This window comes from Conexibacter woesei DSM 14684, from assembly GCF_000025265.1.
Lineage (GTDB): Bacteria > Actinomycetota > Thermoleophilia > Solirubrobacterales > Solirubrobacteraceae > Conexibacter > Conexibacter woesei.
Genome location: NC_013739.1, coordinates 662273 through 677671, shown reverse-complemented (window position 1 = coordinate 677671; position 15399 = coordinate 662273). Strand labels below are relative to the sequence as shown.

The 15399-nt window shown below is 72.4% G+C and carries 13 protein-coding genes; 2 read left to right on the top strand and 11 right to left on the bottom strand.

From position 1 onward, the window contains the following. Positions 1-207: 207 nt before the first annotated feature. The 6 genes from CWOE_RS03200 to CWOE_RS03175 are packed head-to-tail and all read right to left on the bottom strand — an operon-like array spanning position 208 to position 8841. Positions 208-2844, bottom strand: coding sequence for a CehA/McbA family metallohydrolase (locus tag CWOE_RS03200; RefSeq protein WP_012932128.1), 2637 nt, complete (start codon positions 2842-2844; stop codon positions 208-210). Further along, positions 2841-4205, bottom strand: a complete 1365-nt coding sequence (locus tag CWOE_RS03195) for an FAD-binding oxidoreductase (protein WP_012932127.1) — start codon at positions 4203-4205, stop codon at positions 2841-2843. Before CWOE_RS03195 ends, CWOE_RS03200 begins: the two co-directional genes overlap by 4 nt. Continuing rightward, a complete protein-coding gene (locus tag CWOE_RS03190) occupies positions 4205-5104 on the bottom strand; it encodes an ABC transporter permease (protein ID WP_012932126.1) in 900 nt (299 codons plus the stop codon). The genes CWOE_RS03195 and CWOE_RS03190 overlap by 1 nt, the downstream gene beginning before the upstream one ends. 2 nt (positions 5105-5106) lie before the next feature. Then, the gene (locus CWOE_RS03185; protein ID WP_012932125.1) at positions 5107-6240 is read right to left on the bottom strand and encodes an ABC transporter permease; all 1134 of its coding nucleotides are present in this window, start codon (positions 6238-6240) and stop codon (positions 5107-5109) included. Further along, a complete protein-coding gene (locus CWOE_RS03180) occupies positions 6237-7790 on the bottom strand; it encodes an ABC transporter ATP-binding protein (RefSeq protein WP_012932124.1) in 1554 nt (517 codons plus the stop codon). Before CWOE_RS03180 ends, CWOE_RS03185 begins: the two co-directional genes overlap by 4 nt. Continuing rightward, the gene (locus CWOE_RS03175) at positions 7783-8841 is read right to left on the bottom strand and encodes a BMP family ABC transporter substrate-binding protein (protein ID WP_012932123.1); all 1059 of its coding nucleotides are present in this window, start codon (positions 8839-8841) and stop codon (positions 7783-7785) included. Before CWOE_RS03175 ends, CWOE_RS03180 begins: the two co-directional genes overlap by 8 nt. A gap of 212 nt (positions 8842-9053) precedes the next feature. Here CWOE_RS03175 and CWOE_RS03170 point away from each other — a divergent pair, with 212 nt between their 5' ends. Further along, on the top strand, positions 9054-9440 hold the full coding sequence (locus CWOE_RS03170) for a cupin domain-containing protein (RefSeq protein WP_012932122.1): 387 nt from the start codon (positions 9054-9056) through the stop codon (positions 9438-9440). A 16-nt stretch (positions 9441-9456) separates the two neighbouring features. On the opposite strand, the gene add (CWOE_RS03165) is transcribed toward CWOE_RS03170, so the two are convergent. After that, positions 9457-10488 (bottom strand): adenosine deaminase, encoded by a 1032-nt coding sequence (gene add / locus CWOE_RS03165; protein WP_012932121.1) that lies wholly within the window; start codon positions 10486-10488, stop codon positions 9457-9459. A 105-nt stretch (positions 10489-10593) separates the two neighbouring features. On the opposite strand from add (CWOE_RS03165), the gene CWOE_RS03160 reads away from it, so the two are divergent. Then, positions 10594-11295 (top strand): FadR/GntR family transcriptional regulator, encoded by a 702-nt coding sequence (locus tag CWOE_RS03160; protein WP_012932120.1) that lies wholly within the window; start codon positions 10594-10596, stop codon positions 11293-11295. Here the strand turns inward: CWOE_RS03160 and CWOE_RS30115 are convergent. Genes CWOE_RS30115 through CWOE_RS03140 form a run of 4 tightly spaced genes read right to left on the bottom strand, consistent with a single transcriptional unit; the run spans position 11292 to position 15347 of the window. Then, the gene (locus CWOE_RS30115) at positions 11292-12593 is read right to left on the bottom strand and encodes a M20/M25/M40 family metallo-hydrolase (protein WP_012932119.1); all 1302 of its coding nucleotides are present in this window, start codon (positions 12591-12593) and stop codon (positions 11292-11294) included. The genes CWOE_RS03160 and CWOE_RS30115 overlap by 4 nt on opposite strands. Further along, positions 12590-13405, bottom strand: a complete 816-nt coding sequence (locus CWOE_RS03150; RefSeq protein ID WP_012932118.1) for an inositol monophosphatase family protein — start codon at positions 13403-13405, stop codon at positions 12590-12592. Before CWOE_RS03150 ends, CWOE_RS30115 begins: the two co-directional genes overlap by 4 nt. Then, positions 13402-14388 carry an adenosine deaminase gene (add, locus tag CWOE_RS03145; protein WP_012932117.1) on the bottom strand — a complete coding sequence of 329 codons (987 nt, stop codon included), beginning with the start codon at positions 14386-14388 and terminating at the stop codon, positions 13402-13404. The genes CWOE_RS03150 and add (CWOE_RS03145) overlap by 4 nt, the downstream gene beginning before the upstream one ends. Next, on the bottom strand, positions 14385-15347 hold the full coding sequence (locus CWOE_RS03140; protein ID WP_012932116.1) for a nucleoside hydrolase: 963 nt from the start codon (positions 15345-15347) through the stop codon (positions 14385-14387). The genes add (CWOE_RS03145) and CWOE_RS03140 overlap by 4 nt, the downstream gene beginning before the upstream one ends. Positions 15348-15399: the final 52 nt, after the last annotated feature.

Genomic DNA, 15399 nt, shown 5'->3' with positions numbered 1-15399 from the left:
ACATGCCGCAGCGAACCGTGGCCGGCGGTCTCGCGCGGCGAGGTCGCCGAAACCGGCCTCGCCAAGCGCGAGACTCCGGGGGATCCAATCCGCGTAGACCGTCGTCCGCTACATGGCCGGCGCCACATCAACGTGTCGGTGTCGTTACGACTCAGTCGACCGTCACGCCATGACGTTCCGCAAGGCGGGCCCGTGGGCGCAGAACGCTCACACGCTCGCCTTCTTGTGCTCGTGCGGCTCGTCGGCGTCGTGCAATGCGTGACGGTGGTGGACCCCGGCGGCGTGGATGCGCCGGTGCAGGCGGTCGTGGGCGGTCTCGAGCGTCGCGCGCAGCGCGCTGAGACGGCGCGGGTCGGGTCGGGTGGCGAGCGTATCGACGTACGCGATCGCGCCCTGGATCTGGTCGAGGACCGTCAGCGCGTCGGGCTCTGAGAACAGCTCGGAGCCCTCGACGAGCACCTGGACCGCGCTGGTGTGAGCGGCGATCTCGTCCACCTGCTCGCGACAGCTGCCCCGCACGCGCAACGCGACCCAGGTCGATCGCGCGATGGGGATGGCCGCGCGGCCGCGGGCCGACCGCTCGCCGCCGACGTGGGTCTCGTCTTGCACCGTCCCGCCGACGATCACCTCGACGTGGTCGATCGGCACCCGCACCGACTCGACCTCCCACTCGACCTGCACGGTCCCGCCGCTCGCCGGCAGTCGCAGCCGGCCTCCGGGCTCGATGCCCTCGACGCGCAGCGACGCCAGGGGGCCGACCGTGACGAACGTGTTGCCGCCCCGGATCGCGTCCATCCAGTGCTCGTACGTCAGCGCACGGTCGCCGAGCCGGGCGTAGGTGCGGATGCCGCCCAGCAGCATCCCGGCGCTCATCTTGTCCGAGCCGCCGACGAGCGGGAGGTGGTAGCCGAGATTGAGGTAGCGGTACCAGTCGGCGACCCCGTAGGCGTTGAGCTGCCCGTAGTCCGCCGCGATCGACGGATGAAAGGGGTTGAACGTCGTCAGCTCGATGGCATCCACCACGCCGAGCACGATGTCGGCGGCCCGCTCGAGCTGCGGCGTCGGGGCGTGTGGCATCACCACGAGCCCGCCCTGGTCGAGGCAGCGCTGCGCCCACTCCGCCATCGTCACCTCGAGCGGGTCACCGAGCGCGGACTCCTCCGGGCCACCCGTGCACAGCGGCTGGATCAGCTGACCCGAGTAGCCCAGCAGCGAGATGTGCCCGAGCACGTGCATCCGGTTCTCCGAACCGACGCGAACGAGGAACTCGCCATCGCCGCCGTGCTCGTTCGCGCCGAACGTGGTCGCACCGTCGAAGTCGCCGACGTTGCTGAACATCTCCCCCCACTGCGACGCCAGCAGGTTGACGACGTTCACCCCCTCGGCGCGGCCCTCCAGCAGCGCCGTCTGCGGGCTCAGGAAGTGCACATGCGTGTCGGCCGTCACCCAGCCGCGCTCGCGCCAGCTCAGCGCCTTCCTGAGCTCGAACACCAGCTCGTCGGTCTCGGGACCGACCTCGAACGAGGTGCGCAGCGGCGCGACCTCGCAGCCCCGCGTGGCCTCCAGGAAGACGGTCCCCAGCGGCAGGTCGGCGACGCACTCGCCATCGACGTAGGCGTACTGGTTCTCGACGTTGACGAACTCGGCGGCGGCGTCCTGACCCCACGTGATGTCGACCCGGCGGTGGTGCCCCCGCGGCGGCAGGTACTCGCCCGCCTCGCCGTGCAGGTGCAACCGGACGGCCACGCCGGCGCCCGACCCGCCATCGACGAACCGCAGGCGGACCGGGCGCTGGGCGGACGCGACGGCCGTCACGGCGCTGGACGCCTGACCCAACTCGTGGACGAGATCGCCGACGTGGAGCCGTGCCGCGGGGTGGGCGGCGTACTCGACGATCACCTCACGGTCCGAACGCGACGGCTCCACCATCGGCTCCGCGGAGGCCCACCGGCCGGCGTCGTAGTCGAGCGCCGGCCGCGCGGAGATGACGCTGCCGAGATCGACGGAGACGTCGTCGATCGCGTCGGCCGCCTTGAGGTGCACGCCCTCGGGGAGCCGCAGCCGCAGCTTCTGGCGCGTGCCCCGCCGCAGCGGATGCTCCGCCAGCTCCGTGAGCGTCACCGCGTACACCGCCGACGCCGCCTCCCGCGGGCGCAGCGTCAGCCTGCGCAGCGGCTTGCCCGGCTCGGCGTTCGGGAGCGCGTAGATCCAGAGGTGGCCGTCGGCGCCGGGCGCGGCCGTCCGCGTCTGCTGACGCAACCCGTAGGAGAACGCGACGAGCTCACGCTCCGTCAGGCCCAGCTCGGGACCATCGGGCAACGCCGCCGCTTCGAGCACAGGGCGCCCGCGGAGCGCCATCTCGTCCCCGGACGGGAGGACGTCGTCATCCGCCGCCGGGACGCACGCGAACGGCGCGCTGCCCCACTCGCAGCGCGACTGCTGGATCGCGAACCGGCGCAGGATCGGCGTGCGGACGATCGACCCGTCGTCGTACTCGAGCGCGTACTCGGAGACCAGCTGGCCGAGGTCCCAGCCCGTCGTCTGGTCGTCGGCCAGACCTTCGCGGTAGGTGGTCACGATGTCCTCGACCGCGTGGACGAGCAGGACGTACGTGGCGCGCGCGCCGCCGAGCTCGATCGTGATCGCCCGGTCGTCCTCGAGCCGGACGACGTCCGTCGCATCCGCCGCGCCGAACACGAACGGCATCCCGCGGATCGTCTGCGGCCCCTCGGCATCCACGAAGCGCGACGGCGGTCGCAGCGCGCCGGGAAGCTCCCGGCGACGGCCATTGAACGCGCCGCCCAAGCCGATCGTCGTGAAGTGCGGCGAGCACGGGCGGCTCACCGCGTCCTCCAGCCCGGCGGCGTCACGAACACGCCCGCGGGGTCGAAGCGGCTTCGCAGTGCCTGGACGCGCTCCCACGCCTCCGGCGCGAAGCAGGTCTCGGCGCCGCTGACCCCGTCATCCAGGTCGGCCTCGCCGACGTAGCGGCCGACGCTGACGCGGTCCAGGTCCTCGGCCACCCCGCGGAGCCACGTCATGTGACGCTCGTCCTCGCCGGCGTCCTCCCAGACCGCGTAGCAGGCGATGAAGCTCCTGCCGCCCAGCGACAGCGGGAGATCGAGCAGCGGGTAGGCCGGAGGCGCCGCGGGCTCCGCTCCCAGGAGGAGGAAGCTGGGTCCGGCGGGCGCGGCGGCGAACAGCGTCGCCGCGCGACGCAGCAGCGACCGGAAGTCCAGCTGGGTGCTGAACGCGTCCGCGGCGTAGCGCGCACCGGCGACGTAGAGGCCCTCGTTGTACGCGTAGAGCCGATCGAAGTCGCACTCGACCGGCTCGACCACGCGAGCGGGCGTCGCGCCGCACGTCACCTCGTCGAGGACGTCCAACGTGCGGGCCGCCGCGGCTGGATCCGCGCCGAAGGCCACCGCGGTCACGAGGATCTCCGGCTCCCCGGTGTCCTCCGAGGTGCGGAAGGCGACCTCGATCTCCAGCTCGCGTCCCTGACGATCGACGACGCCCGACAGCCAATCCGCCACGGCGTCGACGTCGGCGACGCGCAAGGCCCGCTGGGTGAAGCGCAGCACCGGGAGCGACTGCAGCGTCACGTGGAACCGCGTCACGATGCCCGGGAACCCCACGCCGCTGCCGCGCGCCAGCCAGTACAGGTCCGGTTCGTGGTCGGCGTCGGCCCGCACGGCCCGCCCGTCGGCGAGCACCACGTCGACGGCGGTGACGCTCTGCGTCGCCGCGCCCCAGATCCGCGAGTTCCAACCGAAGCCGCCGGCCAGGAGGTAGCCGCCCACGACCACCGACGGGCAGTGGCCCACCGGGAACGCCAGATCGTGCGCGGCGAGACCGGCGATCAGCTTCCGGTTCTCGACGGCCGGCTCCAGGAGCGCCGTGCGCGCCTCGGGGCTCACGGTGAAGCTGTCGAGCCGCGAGAGGTCGACGACCATCGCGTCGTCTTCGAGGAACGCGTTGATCCAGCTGTGCCCGCCGGAGCGAACGCCGATCCGCAGCCCGTGCTCGCGGGCCAGGCGCACGGCCGTCACGACGTCATCGCCTGTCCGGGGACGAGCGATGACGCGCGGCCGGCGATCGACGACGCGCTCGTGCCAGCACAGCTCGCGCCGGCGTCGCTCGTAGCCCTCGTCGTCCTTCCACACCAACTCGAACGGCCCCTCGGCCGCGGCGTCGACGCGCATCACGCCGACACCGCCGTCAGCGCGTTCCGTGCCCTGCGACGGCGCAGACCATCGACGACGAGCGCGGCGACCGTGGCCACGTACGGGAGCATCAGGACGAGATCGGTCGGGACCTGCGTATGGATCTGCAGCGTGATCGCGAGGGCTTCGAAGACCCCGAAGATCAGCGCCGCGATGAACGTCCCCACCGGGTGCTTGGCCCCGAGGTAGACCGCCCCGAGCGCGATGAAGCCGCGCCCCGCCGTCATGTCGCGCACGAACGTGGTCGTGGTCGACATCGAGAGCTGCGCCCCGGCCAGCGCGCAGAACCCGCCCGAGAGCAGCAGCGCGCGCCACCGCAGGGCGCGCGGGTTCAGGCCGGCCTCGATCACCGCGTCCTCGGACTCCCCGACGGCACGCATGTGGATCCCCGAGCGCGTGCGGTACAGCAGCCAGGCCGTGAACGGCAGGCTGAGAAGCGCCAGGTAGACGATCGGCGACTGCTGCGAGAGGCCCTTGAGCACCGGGATGCCGTCGACCACCGGCAGCGTGATGTCCCCGAGGGGATACGACTCCAGCGACAGGGCGTTGCCGGTCTCGCCGGTGATGAGCCACAGGACGTACACGGTGCCGCCGGTGGCGAGGAGGTTGAGCGCGAAGCCGGCGAGGATCATGTCCGCGCCGAAGTGGAGGTGGAAGACGCCCATGATCGAGACGAACATCATCCCGATCAGGACCGCCCCGGCGACCCCGGCCAGCGGGCTGTGGGTGTAGTGCGCGAGCAGCATCGCGGCGAGCGCGCCGACGAGCATGATGCCCTCGAGGCCGATGTTTATGATCCCCGCGCGCTCGGCCACCAGCCCGCCCATCGCGGCGAGGATGAACGGCGTCGCGTCCTGAAGCACGTCGTGCACGAACACGGCTAGACCCCTCCTTCCTGTGCCGGCGCCGTCGCGGTGCCGACCGGTTGGCCGCGTTGTGGCGACGAGGCGACCGGGGGCTCCTTCGGCGGAAGGACACGGCGCAAAAGCCGCCCCGCGCTTGTCAGCTTGATCGTCACCATCAAGATCAGGACCCCCTGGACCGTCGTCACGAGCTCGCGCGGCACGTCTGACGTGATCTGCGCGACGTCGCCGCCGGTCCGCAGGTAGCCGTAGCCGAGCGCCGCGACCGGGATCGCGAGCGGCCGGCTGGCGGCCAGCAGCGCGACGATGATCCCGTCGTACCCGATGCCACCGGACAGCCCGACGATCAGGCGATGGGTCTCGGCCTGGGCGATGACCCCGCCCGCGAGTCCCGCCAGGGCACCCGACATCGCCATCGACAGCCAGATCGAGCGCGTGACGCGCAGTCCGACAGCGCTCGCGAAGCCGGGGTTGGCGCCGATCGTCTTCATCTCGAACCCGAGCCGCGTGCGCGACAGGAAGAGCGCGCCACCGACGCACAGCAGCACGGCGATCACCAGCCCGAGCGAGACGCGTGGCGCGGTCCCGAACTGCGGCAGCCACGCCTGCGGGGCGAAGAAGTCGGAGACCGGATAGCCAGCGTGGTCGAGCTGGAGCCATTGCTTGACCGCCAGCGAGAAGAACAGCAGCATCACGTAGTTGAGCATCAGCGACGAGACGATCTCGTCGGCGCCCGCGTAGGCCTTCATGAGCCCCGGGATGAGCCCCCAGACGAAGCCGGCGACCATCGCGGCGAGCAGGCCGACCACCCACATCCCGGTGAACGGGCCGACGGTCAGGAGCACCGCTCCGCTCGCGAGCGCCCCCGCCGCGACCTGCCCTTCCTGGCCGATCGAGAACTGCCCGACACGGAAGACCAGCGCGACGGCGAGGCCGGTGAGCATCAGGTTCGTGGAGTCGCCGAGCCACTGGGTGACGCGACCCGGCGACTCGAACGGACCGGCCAGCAGCGACTCCGTCGCCGCGAGCGGATCCGACGCCGACAAGGCGAGCAAGCCGTAGATGACGACGAGCGCCATCGCGACGAGCCACCCGACCGACGCGGCCCGCGTGAGGACGTCACGGCGCCGGGGGAGCGAGAGCGATCTCATGCGGCGACCGCCTCCGCCGTGGCACCGAGCATCGCGCGGCCGAGCTGCTGCGCGGTGGTGGACGGCACGTCGGGCTCGATGCTCACGATCTCGCCGTTGCGGAAGACCGCGATCCGCGTCGCCACACTCAGGAGCTCGTCGAGGTCGGACGACAGCACGATGACCGCCGCGCCGCTCTCGGCAACGCGGGCGAGATGCTCGTGGACGAGAGCGATGGCCCCGACGTCGAGGCCCCGCGTCGGCTCGGCGACGAGCAGGACCGTCGGCTCGGTCGAGATCTCGCGCGCGAGGACGACCTTCTGGATGTTGCCGCCCGACAGGCTCGCGGCCGGCTGGTCGATCGAGTCGCAGCGGATGTCGTAGCGCTCGACGAGCCGCTCGGCCTCGGCTCGCATGTCGCGCACCCGCAGCGTCCCGCGGCGCCCGAAGCGACCCTCGCCGACGCGATTGGCGAGCAGGTTGTCCACGATCGGCGCCGTGCCGGCGACGCCCGTCGCCAGCCGGTCCTCGGGGACGTACCCCACGCCGAGCGAGCGCGCCTCGCGGTTGGTGAAATCGCGCATCGGACGACCGGCGATGCTGACCGATCCAGAGATCGGAGCGCGCAGACCGGCGAGCGTCTCCAGGAACTCGAGCTGCCCGTTGCCCTCCACGCCGGCCAGACCGAGCACCTCGCCCGCACGGACCGCGAGCGAGACGCCCTTGACGGCCTGCCGCCCGCCGTGGCCGGGCACCGCCAGGTCCTCTGCCGCGAGCGCGGTGGGACCCGCGCGCGACTCCGCGCGCCGGGAGCTGATCGACGCCGTCCCCACCATCAGCCGCACCAGCTCGTCTCGGGTGTGGTCCGCCCGCCGTCCGCCGCCCACCACCTGGCCGGCGCGCATCACGGTGAAGGTGTCGGCGAACTGCTCGATCTCACTGAGCTTGTGGCTGATGAAGATCACCGTGGTGCCCTGCGTGGTCATGTGGCGAATCGCCGCGAACAGGCTCGTTCGCTCCTGCGGCGTCAACAGCGCCGTGGGCTCGTCGAGGATCAGGACCTGCGCGCCGCGGTACAGCGCCTTGAGGATCTCGACACGCTGCTGCCGGGCGGCGCTCATGCCGGCGACCTTGGTGTGCAGGTCGACGCTCAGGTCGAAGCGCTCCATCAACGCGGAGGCCCGCTCGTCCACCGCGTCGCGGTCGACGCTCAGCCGTTTCGTCGGCTCGACGCCGAGGACGATGTTCTGCACGGCGGTGAGTCCCGGCACCAGCCCGAAGTGCTGGAACACCATCCCGACCCCGCGAGCGATCGCCTCACGCGGGGTGCGGATGACGATCGGCTCGCCGTCGAGCAGGATCGCTCCCCGATCGGGCTGTTCGACGCCGTAGAACATGCGCATCAGCGTCGACTTGCCCGCCCCGTTCTCGCCCAGGACGGCGTGGACGCCGCCCGCGGGGATCTCGATCGAGACGTCGCGATTGGCGACGACGTTGCCGTACGTCTTCCAGACGCCGGTGGCGGCGATCTTGGGAGGGTGCCCCCCGTCGCCCGCGGAGCGATCAGACATCGATCTTGAGGGTCCCCGCCGCGATCGCCTGCACGATGCCCGCGATCTCCTGACGGATGTCGGCCGGCACGTAGCGCTTGTACTCCGGGGACTCGACCAACCGGTTGATGCCCTCCTTGACGCCGAGGCTGCGCGTGCTGCCGACCGGGAGCTTGCCTTCGGAGAGCAGCTTCATGGCTTCCTCCTGCGCGGCGGTCACGTCGGTCTCCATCGCCGTGAGCACGGCGAGCTTGCCGTTCACCCGCGGACGGTCCGTCTGCAGCGCGGTGTTGCCGATCGCCCACGCGTTGCCCGCGGCGGCGGCCTCGAAGACCCCGTTGTCGGTGCCGCCCGCGGCGGTGCAGATGATGTCGGCGCCCTGGTCGATCATGCCGGCGGCGAGCTGCTTGCCCTTCGCGGGATCGCTCCACGAGCCGGCGAACGCGCTGATCACCCGCGCCTGCGGGTTGACCTTCTTGACGCCGGCCTTGTAGCCCGCGAGGTACTCCTGGATGACCGGGATGTCCTGGCCGCCGACGAAGCCGACCACGTTGTCGCTGTTGATCCGCTCCCCTGCGGTCTTCGTCAGCAGCCCCGCCAGGACGCCGGCGAGATACCCGGTCTCCGTGTAGCGGTACGTGATCGAGTAGATGTTCTCGCAGCCGCCGCACTTGGCGGGGTCGTACGCGGCGTCGTCCAGGATGAACTTCGTCTCCGGGTGCTGAGCGGCCGCCTGCTCGACGAGCTCCTTGACCTGGAATCCGGCGCTCACGATCGCGTCGAAGCCGCGATTGGCGGTGTCGTCCATCGTGGGCGCCCACTTCGTCGGCGTGTTGCCGGCCTCGATCGACTGAGCCTGCAGCCCGTACTTCTCGGCGCCCCGGGTGATGCCCAGGTCGAGCTGGTCGAGGTAGGCGCCGTCGCCCAGGTTCCCGGGCACGACGTACGCCACCTTGGCCTTTCCGCCGGATCCGCTGCTCTGCTCGTCCGTGCCGCAGGCCGAGACCGCCAGCGCGGCGACGCCGATCGCGGCGGCCAGCACGCCGCGGCAAACCGTGGATGTGCTCAACATCGCTCCTCTCCTCGAGATCTGCTGCTGCTGAGGACGGCGCCGGTGTCGCGTGACCCAGGCTCCAGACCGTTGCAGAGCAGTGGTATGACAGGTCTGACCATCGGGGTCAAGCCTCTCGGGCCCGTTTGGGGGATGCCCGTTGCGCCCGGGTCGGACAAGCTGGTATTACCTGTCAGACCATAGGTCCGCAACCAGCCGAAGGAGCTCACGCGATGCCCAACGACAACGCCGCCCGGGTCCTGCACGTCTCGGTCGTCGACGCACCACTGGAGCCCGCTCCGATCCCGGCGCAGGACATCGTCTCCGGCGCGCCGGAGGCGTTCGTGACGCTGCTGTGGCGCAACGAGGAGGGCACGCTGTTCAACGGCGTGTGGCACTGCACGCCCGGGACCTTCTACCTCGACCATCCGGACGAGACCGTGGCGTTCATCGAGGGGCGCGCGACCGTCACGCCCGAGGGCGGCGAGCCGGTCGAGCTGACCGCCGGCGACGCCGGGTTCTTCCCCAACGGCACGCGCGTGCTCTGGGAGGTGCACGAGACCGTCCGCAAGGCCTTCCACAACCACGACCCGAACGGCCGGCTGCTCGCCGGAGGCTGACGCCGCCCGCGCGCCGCTAGGACGGGACGAGCGCTCCCTCCAGCCGTTCCAGCTCCAGCTCGAACTGCTCGCGCATGCGTCGCCGCTCGTCCGCGGGCAGCCAAGCCGCCTCGACCCCGTTGAGGCTCAGCTCGCGGACGGTCTCCAGGCCCCATCCGGCCGCCTGGGCCATCCGCACGTACTCCTCGCCGATGTCCGTGTGGAACATCGGCGGGTCGTCCGAATTGAGCGTCACGGTGAGGCCGCGGTCCACCATCGCGCGGATCGGGTGAGCGGTGAAGTCGTCGGCGTCGAAGTAGCAGACGGCGCTCGCCGTCGGGCACACCGTGAAGCAGACGCCCTGCTCGCGGCAGCGCTCCACGAGCGCCTCGTCGCCGAGCACGAGGTAGCCGTGGTCGATCCGCTCGCACCCGAGCAGGTCGAGGCAGGTCGCGACGTTGCGCGCCGGCGCGTCCTCGCACGCGTGCGCCGTGCGGCGCAGGCCGCCCCGCGCGGCCAGCCGGTAGGCGTCGGCGAACTTCTCCGGCGGGTCGGGCGCCTCGGCGCCGTCGAGCCCGATGCCGATCACCTCGTCGCGCGGGTGCGCGAGCACCTGCTCGACCATCGCGCACGCGACCGCGGGCGTGTCGCCGCGGTGGATCGCGGCGATCAACCGGCAGGAGACGCCGAAGTCGACCTCCGCGGCGCGCAGCCCGTCGACGATGCCGTCCACGGCGGCGGCGTAGGACATCCCGGCGAACGGCGGCAGTGTCGGATTGAACGACATCTCGCGATGGCGGAGGTTGCCGAGCCGCGCGCCGTCGGCGAGCGACTCGTACGCGATCCGGGAGAGGTCCGCCGGGTCGCGGACCGTGGAGGCCGTCAGGATCGCGGCGGCGAGGAATCCGTCGATCGAGTTGTAGCGGTACAGCGACGCGACGTCGGCGCTCGGCAGCGCGACCCCGTTCTTGCGCGCGAGCTCCGCCACCGTCTCGGGCCGGATCGACCCCATCATGTGGCAGTGCAGCTCGACCTTCGGGATCCGCCGCAGGTACTCCTCGAATGTCATGTCGCTTTCCTACCACGCCCAGATCAAATTGGCAATACCAGTAAGACCACTTGATCCCCGGCGGTTTCTGGCATGCTGGTGGTATGACGGGTCAGACCGAGGTGCATGGTGTTCGCTGAAAACGTCGTCCAACGCTCGAACGGCGCCACGCAGACCTCGCGGGTCGCCGACGAGCTGCTGCGGCGCCTGCGCGCGGGGGACTATCCCGTCGGCACCAAGCTGCCGTCCGAGCGTCAGCTGGCCACCGAGTTCGGCGTCAGCCGCCCCGTGGTCCGCGAAGCACTGCGGACGTTGACCATGCTCCAGGTCATAGACGTCCAGGTCGGACGCGGGGCGTTCGTGCTGGCGACCACGGAGACCGACGCGTCGCTCGGCCTCTTGGACAGCGGCGACCTGCTCGACGTCGTCGACGTGCGAGAGGTCATCGAGGTCGGCGCCCTGCGGCTCGCGCAGTCGCGCGCCACCGAGGCCGGCCGCCACGCTGTAGCGACCGCGCTCGACGAGCTCCGCGCAGCCGTGAGAGCGGGCGCGGAGACGACCGCGCTCGACCAGCGGCTGCACGCGACGATCATCGAGGCCAGCGGCTCGGCGCTGCTGCGCAACATCTGGAGCAGCCTCGAGGAGCGGATCCGCAGCTCGATCCGGATCTCGCCGACCGGGCGCTCGATGTCGCCGGAGGTGCTGGGCGACCACGAGGAGCTCGCGTCGGGCATCACCGACGGCCGCCTCGACGAGGCGCTCGCGGCGGCCGAGCGGCTCGCGCTCGACAACCGCATCTTCCTGCGCGACGTCCTCGGCCAGGACTAGGCGGCGGCCCCGCAGAAGCGCAGCGCGCCGGCCGCGAGCACCTCGGCGCACCGCAGGACGCTCGGGACGTCGACCCACTCGTGGGCCGCGTGGAGCCCGGCGCCGACCGGGCCGAAGGCGACCGACGGCGCCCAGCCACCGCCGGTCACGATCTTCGCGTCGCAGACCATCGTCCCGGCGCGCGACGGCTCCAGCGCGACGCCCACGTCCCGGCCCCCGGCGAGCAGCGCCGTCACGAGCGGGTGCGACGCCGGCAGCTCGCCGCCCGCGTGCCCGCCCGCGCCGAACGTCACGGTCAGCGCGGCAGCTTCGGGCCGCGCCGCCGCGGCCAGCGCGGCGCGCACCTCGGCCTCGGCCGCGTCCACGGACTCGTCCGGCAGCACGCCCATCAGGCCGCGGGCGTCACAGGCGCCCGCACGCGTCGCCGGCCAGTCGCCTCCGGCGAGGACGCCCACGTTGACGAAGCCGGGGTCGTCGTCGGCGTCGTAGCCCCCGGCCGCGTGCGCGCGCGCCCTCCGGGCCTCGGACAGCGCACGCAGCGCGACGATCGCATCGCCCATCGCATCGATCGCGTTGACGCCCCAGGACCGGCGCAGGATGCCGCCGGCGCGGCCCTCCGCGTGAATCGCGAACGACTGGATCCCGACGTGGCGGTGAACGACCTGGAGGTCGGTCGGCTCGGCGAACACGACCGCATCGCCGACGTGGCCGCGGGCGATCGCCGCCAACGTGCCGTTGCCACCCGATTCCTCCTCGGGCACCGACGCGAGCGACACGGTGCCGCGGCGCAGCAGATCGAGGTCGGCCAGCGCGCGCACGGCGTAGAGCGCGGCGACGAGGCCGGCCTTCATGTCCATGGTGCCGCGGCCGTAGAGCCGGTCGCCGTCGCGGCGCGGCGCGAACGGGTCGAACCGCCACGCCTCGGGGTCGGCAGGCACAACGTCCACGTGGCCATTGAGGACGAGGTGCGGGCCGCCGTCGCCGATCGAGGCCACCACGCACCGCAGATCGTCCATCACCGCGGCGTGCTCGGCGCCGCGCTCGTCCTCGACCGGGACGTAGAGCCGGCGCCCGGTGGGAGCGCGCAGCGCGCGGACCGCGCCCCAGTCGGGACGCCAGTCGTCGACGCGATCGACGCGATCGCCCAGTGCCGCGCGCACGACGTCCTGGCAGGCGTTCTGGCGCGTGGTGCCCGGGAAGCTCGGGATCGCGACCAGCTCGTCGAGCGTGCGCCGGAGCTCCGGCGCACGCTCGCGCAGGTACGCGCGGATGCGTGGCGCCGCCGCCGAGTCGCTCACGCGCTCGCGCCCCGCACGACCGTGGCGAGCTCGGCGACTACCGCGGGCGCGCCCGCGAGCGTCAGCTCGGACGTCCCGACCGCGTCGAGGTCCAGCGCGCGGCCGGCGCCGTCGACCACCACGCCGCCGCTCTCGGCGACGAGCAGGCATCCGCCCAAGAGGTCCTCCAACTCGTTCTTGTAGGCCACGACCGCGCCGACCCGGCCCTGCGCAGCCAGCAGCCAGTCGACCGACGGCGCCCATGTGCGCAGGACGCGCTTGGCCCGACGCGCGACCGCGTCGGCGATCCGCCGAGCGCTCGCGTCGTCGCGGCCGACCGCGTGGCCCTGCAGCCACGAGACCGTGGCGGTGCGCAGCGGGCCGTCGTGGCGGGCCGTCGGCGTCCGGCCGTCGAGCGTCGCGCCGCCGCCCTGCGCCGCGACCGCCGTCGACCGGCGGTGGGCGTCGTGGACGATCGCGAAGCGTGGCGCGCCGTCGTGCAGCAGCGTCAGGCACACGCCATAGAGCGGCAGGCCGAGGACCACGTTGTTCGTGCCGTCGAGCGGATCGACGAGCCAGCGGCGGGAGGACGGCGGGCCCACCGCCCCACGCTCCTCCGACCAGATCGCGTCGTCGGGGAAGCGCGCGCGCAGCCCCGCGACGAGGCGGTCCTCGGCGGCGACGTCGAGGACCGTGACGAGGTCGCCGTCCCCACCCTTGGCCGTCCCGGTGACCGGCGCGGCCTCGAAGGCCGCACGCAACTCGTCGCCGACCTCGCGGACGAGCGCGACCAGCGCGTCCGCATGTCCGTCGAGCGCGAGTGCGGCGCTCATGCCGCGGACGTCGCCAGCCAGCGGTCGATCGCCGCGACGTTCGCGCGCACGACGTCCCGAGCGGCGCCCGACGCGACGAAGGACGCCCGCGCGACGGCGGCGAGCTGCTCGTCGCTCAAGCGCATCGCCCCACGGCACGCCTCGTACTCGTCGAGGAGGCCGGGCCCGAAGAACAGCGGGTCGTCGGCGTTGATCGAGCAGGGCACGCCCGCGGCGAGCAGCGCCGGCAGCGGATGCTCCTCCAGCGAGGCGACGCCCATCACGACGTTGGACGTCGGGCAGACGTCCAGGCAGATCCCGCCTTCGGCCAGGCGCGCGAGCAACGCCGGGTCTCCCACTGCGGTCACGCCGTGCTGGATCCGATCGGGCAGCAACGTGTCGAGCGCCTCGCGGACGGCCTCGGGCCCGGCGAGCTCGCCCGCGTGCGGCGTCGACAACAGGCCGGCCTCGCGGGCGATCGCGAAGGCGCGGGCGAACGGGCCGGCCGGGTAGCCGGGCTCCTCGGCGGCCAGGCCGAAGCTCACGACCCCGGAGCCGGCATAGCGGACGGCCAGCCGCGCCTGCTCCTCGCACTCCTGCGCCGGACGGGTCCGGTCGCCGGCGATCATCAGGCCGACCGCCACGCCATGCTCCGCGCCCGCGCGGGCGAGCTCGTCGAGCACCAGCTCGACCACCCGCTCGTCCGCCCCGAACCGCGGCCGATGATCGCAGGGGTAGAGCGCGGGCTCCAGGTAGGTCGCACCGTCGGCGGCCGCGTCCTCGACGACCTCGCGCACGACGCGGCGCAGGTCGTCTTCGGTGCGCAGCGCGTCGATCGCCCCCACGTACGCCGCCTCGAACTGCGCGAATTCGGTGTAGGGACCCGGCGGCGGGACGGCGACCCCGTGGCGCTCGGCCAGCTCGGCGAGCGTCGCCGGCCGCATGCCGGCCTCCAGGTGGAGGTGGAGGTGCGCCTTGGGCAGGGCGCGCAGGGACCGGCTCACGCGGACACCGGCGCCGCGGCGCCCACCAGCTGCATGAACTCGGCCTTGAAGCGATCGTCGTCGTAGTCGAGCACGACGTCGGCGTTGGCCGGCAGGTCGATGCCCGGCCGGCGATCGGCGACGGTCATGCCGCGCGTCGCCGTGCCGGTCAGCTCGATGGCGAGCGGGAGACGCTCCTGCTTGGTGACGAGCTCAGGATCGAGCGCGATCGCCGCCGCCAGCGCGCTGTGCATCGCGCAGGCCCGGAAGCCGAGGCGCCCGCTGTAGAACTCGAGGTAGAACGGCGTGATGCGCGCGAGGTACCGGGCCGCGGCCGAGGTCCCGGCCGCGATCCGCTGAAGCTCGTCGCCCGACAGCAGGCACCGATCGGTCACGTCGAGGCCCACCATCGTGAACGGGACGCCGGAATCGAGGACCATCTGCGCGGCCTCCGGGTCGTGACCGGCGTCGGCCTCCGTCCACGGGCCGACGTTGCCGCGGATCGTCGCGGTCCCGCCCATCCAGACCACCGACTTCACCAAGCCCGCCAGCTCGGGGTCGACCGCCAGGGCCAGGGCGAGGTTCGTCAGCGGCCCGAGGGCGGCGACGACCAGCTCGCCGGGGTGCTCGCGCGCGCACCGGCGGATGAGGTCGACGGCGGTCTCGTCGACCGCCGCTGTCTCCGGCGGGTCGTAGCCGGCGTTGCCCACGCCGTCCTCGCCGTGGATGAACGGGACGAACTCCGGGGTGCCGAGCAGGCCCTTGGCCGCGCCCTTCGCGACCGGTACGTCACGACGGTCGAGCAGCTCGGTGATCTTGATGGTGTTGGCGGTGGTGCGCTCGACGTCCACGTTGCCGAAGACGCTGGTGAGGCCGAGCACCTGTGCGCGTGGGCTGCACAGCGCGAGCACGACCCCCATCGCGTCATCGACGCCGGTGTCGGTGTCGATCAGGAGCTTCACCGGTGGAGCTGCGGTCATGGGAGCCTCGAAAGCGGGAAGGGGACGGGACGGCGTATGGCGCGTGAACTAG

What these genes read in the sequence shown, in the direction of transcription:
- CWOE_RS03195 (WP_012932127.1), bottom strand. Translation starts at nt 4,205, where the DNA reads ATGCGCGTCGACGCCGCGGCCGAGGGGCCGTTCGAGTTGGTGTGGAAG.
- CWOE_RS03185 (WP_012932125.1), bottom strand. Translation starts at nt 6,240, where the DNA reads ATGAGATCGCTCTCGCTCCCCCGGCGCCGTGACGTCCTCACGCGGGCC.
- CWOE_RS03180 (WP_012932124.1), bottom strand. Translation starts at nt 7,790, where the DNA reads ATGTCTGATCGCTCCGCGGGCGACGGGGGGCACCCTCCCAAGATCGCC.
- CWOE_RS03175 (WP_012932123.1), bottom strand. Translation starts at nt 8,841, where the DNA reads ATGTTGAGCACATCCACGGTTTGCCGCGGCGTGCTGGCCGCCGCGATC.
- CWOE_RS03170 (WP_012932122.1), top strand. Translation starts at nt 9,054, where the DNA reads ATGCCCAACGACAACGCCGCCCGGGTCCTGCACGTCTCGGTCGTCGAC.
- add (WP_012932121.1), bottom strand. Translation starts at nt 10,488, where the DNA reads ATGACATTCGAGGAGTACCTGCGGCGGATCCCGAAGGTCGAGCTGCAC.
- CWOE_RS03160 (WP_012932120.1), top strand. Translation starts at nt 10,594, where the DNA reads ATGGTGTTCGCTGAAAACGTCGTCCAACGCTCGAACGGCGCCACGCAG.
- CWOE_RS03150 (WP_012932118.1), bottom strand. Translation starts at nt 13,405, where the DNA reads ATGAGCGCCGCACTCGCGCTCGACGGACATGCGGACGCGCTGGTCGCG.
- CWOE_RS03140 (WP_012932116.1), bottom strand. Translation starts at nt 15,347, where the DNA reads ATGACCGCAGCTCCACCGGTGAAGCTCCTGATCGACACCGACACCGGC.